A 3,033-nucleotide genomic window follows, 5' to 3' on the forward strand; every position below is an offset into this window, starting at 1 on the left:
TGTTTTATCTGCGTTCCAACGAACAAGCAGCTAACAATTGACGATGGTAAACCAAATCAACTAGAGAGCCATTCATCCAGTACTGTGATGAGTTTAGGGTTGATGAGATAACCGATGGAAGCATGCGGATTGCCTTTTCCGTTGCGAATATTGAGATTATAGATTGGGTGGATGTCTTTCATTCCGCCGGGTATCAGACCCAGTTTGAGCATATCTTTAAAGTCATTTCTAATTTTGCTGTCATGAGAGATAAAATCATCTTCTGCCGCTATGTTTATCCATTGCTGAATGTTTAAAGGGTACTTCTTCTCATCTTTCAAGCGGCTCCCTTTTAGCCTATCTTTTACGTTTTCATCGCCTAACGGTGACCCGAGCGTAAGCAATAAGTTGACCTTCTTGTCCGCACCATAGTCGTGTCTATACTCGCCGTAATGAGACAGCTTCCACAACACGTCATAGCTGATCATCGACCCTAGGCTGTGCGACACAATCATCACATCATCCTGATTATCAAGCGCTTCCTGCAGTTCAACCATTAGCCTATGCCTGACATCGCTGCCAAAATAGGTATCTTCATACCAATAGTGCGCCATATCCGGCGCGACCTTCGTTATCAGTGTCTCAGCCACACCTAGCTTTCCAAATAGCGATGAAAAAGTATCTGCTAGCGCCTCTTTCAGAAAACCAATTTTAGATACCTGGTTATACGTTGTTTTATTGAACTGGCTTGTCTTGTACTTTTTGAGTTCAGACAGAGCTTGCTGTCGACTTGCAGGATCTTCCGTTGGTTCTTTTAACAATGTGTTTGATAGTTCACCGTAATAGACAAACCGTTTATCGACATCTTTAAAAGCTTGTAATGAACTTGAGTCTCCACAATCTCGCTGCAAGCCATGTTCTATAGCCTCGTACCAGAGTGCTTGAAGGGGAGCTTTATCGGGCTTTTGAGCGCGACCATGAATGAATATGATTTTCTTAGCCATAGCAGGACGTCCTAAACACATAGTTAAAATTATTATCAGTAGAAAGCACCACTAGATTCGGTCAGCCCTTACTAATCACAGTGGTGCTAATTACGTATCTAGGAGTAGTTGATAGAGCATTTATATAACTATGAGGCCGCCGTTTAAGGACCATAAACGAATGAACGATGCGATCATTACTCGCAAATTGAAATGAATGTATCTAGCAAAACCTCCAACTACCAAAAAGGCCTCGCAAACGCGAGGCCTTAGTTTTATCTATCAACGATTACATCTATCATTTAACAACTACGGCGCCCTACTTCACTGACTTAACCGCTTTCATCAACGTTGTGTTGAACTGCTCAGGTTGCTCTAGCATTGGGAAGTGGCCTGAACCTTCAATGTAGTAAATGCTGTAATCCTTGATGTGTTTCTTGTTCGCTTCTGAATCGGTTGGCCATAGACGAGCATTGACCAATATCACTGGCACGCTCACGTTCTCATACACGCGGTGGGCTTCGCCAGTCACGTATTGGCCTAGATAATGGCGGAACTGGTTTATCGCGATAGCTGGCTGTGCTGAGGCCATGTCTTGCGTTACCCAGTAAAGTAAATCTGCGTCTACGTCTTTTGGTAACGAGTCTTTCACGAACGTAGTAATGCCCGCTTGAAAGTCTGCTTCAAAAGGTTTGGTCATTGCATCTAAGTCGCTTTGTGAAACGGCTAGTGCGACGTTTTGCGATGTGTCGACACCATTCACTCTTTTCGGCATCAGTTTAGCGGCTTCTGCAATCACACCACCCGCCATCGAATGACCGACTAAGATGACGGACTCGAGTTGCTCTTTCTTAATTACCGCTTTGATGTCTTGAGCGAATGCAACCATGGTGTACTCTTCGCGGTTGAACGATGAGTTACCGTGCCCTGCTAAGTCCATGGTGATGACTTGGTACTGCTTTGAAAACTCACTCACTTGGTTTTGCCACAGCCTGCTGTCTAAGCTCCAACCGTGAATGAAGATAAGTGCTGTATCCCCACTCCCGCTTTTGCCATACGCTATTTGCTCACCATCGTGAGATATCGCAATACCGTACTTAACCGTTGAATCATGGGCCATGGCATTCATGCTACCAAGCGCCATGAATACCAAAAGTGCGATGTTTAGGATTAAACGTTTCATAGTGTCTCTCTACTTACTTTGGAGGGAATACAGAAAGCCCCGCTCTCAATCAATATAGTCACTATAAAATGTGAAGTTGTAGACAAGTCAATATAAGGTTAGAAATTATTGAGTTAAGACTTACTAATTACGCTCAATCGACAGGTCAGAATCCTTTCTTGATTATTGCTTTTTGGCTGTCAAACACATCCGGAGTGTATTAGAGCGTTAGCTAATAAACTTCGAGTAAAAGTTGAGTATGCGTTAAAATGAATATAAAATAGTTATAAGTACATGTTCCTTAAAGGTTTACAAATAATGTTGCAGATACGTTCCATTGAAATATTTGGATTTCAGGCCAAAAGTCGAAAAGCGAAGTTGCAGTTTGCGTCAGATCAGGTATCTATAATTTACGGTGATAATGGGTGTGGCAAAACCACATTTCTCAAAGTATTACACGCTGTTCTTGACCGAAAACGTCCGACTCTTGCGTCTGAGAGAGTTAGAGCCGTTATTCTAAAAGTTGTAAATAACGAAAACACTGAAGAAGTTATACACATCAATAACATATCTAAAATAGATGATGAAGGGCAGATTACAATTGATGACTATGATTTTTCCGAACTAGACCAATCTTGCTTAGGTGAGAGCTCATCTCTATCTTTAGGTGTTGAACGTGGTGTTACTAAACAATCTATAAAGATAGAGTATCAGGATATTCTTAGATTCTTATCCCACCCCAAATACAGGCCTCTGCGAAATACCATTGATGTAAGAGAGTTTTCTGAAACTTTTTCTAATTATGTAAGGAATTTAAATGTCAGAAAATATCGAAGTAGTAGGAATGAACTATCTCTAGACAAGCCACACATTTTTTTGCAAAGCGTAAAAATGGAAAACATAGAGTCT

Annotated in this window: 3 protein-coding genes; 1 reads left to right on the forward strand and 2 read right to left on the reverse strand. The window is 41.6% G+C overall.

Annotated features, from left to right (window positions below; genetic code table 11):
* Positions 1–56: 56 nt before the first annotated feature.
* Positions 57–983 (reverse strand): hypothetical protein, encoded by a 927-nt coding sequence (locus AB4653_RS07290; RefSeq protein WP_102258572.1) that lies wholly within the window; start codon positions 981–983, stop codon positions 57–59.
* 298 nt (positions 984–1,281) lie between these two features.
* Positions 1,282–2,145, reverse strand: coding sequence for an alpha/beta fold hydrolase (locus AB4653_RS07295; protein ID WP_102258573.1), 864 nt, complete (start codon positions 2,143–2,145; stop codon positions 1,282–1,284).
* Between the two features lie 297 nt (positions 2,146–2,442).
* Here AB4653_RS07295 and AB4653_RS07300 point away from each other — a divergent pair.
* Positions 2,443–3,033: AAA family ATPase (locus tag AB4653_RS07300; protein WP_372103703.1), on the forward strand; the 591-nt coding region annotated here is incomplete at its 3' end.

It is taken from the genome of Vibrio sp. 10N.222.48.A3, assembly GCF_041475345.1.
Taxonomy (GTDB): Bacteria; Pseudomonadota; Gammaproteobacteria; order Enterobacterales; family Vibrionaceae; genus Vibrio; species Vibrio tasmaniensis_A.

Coding starts and splice junctions, on each gene's coding strand:
- AB4653_RS07295 (WP_102258573.1), bottom strand. CDS start 2,145: ATGAAACGTTTAATCCTAAACATCGCACTTTTGGTATTCATGGCGCTT.
- AB4653_RS07290 (WP_102258572.1), bottom strand. CDS start 983: ATGGCTAAGAAAATCATATTCATTCATGGTCGCGCTCAAAAGCCCGAT.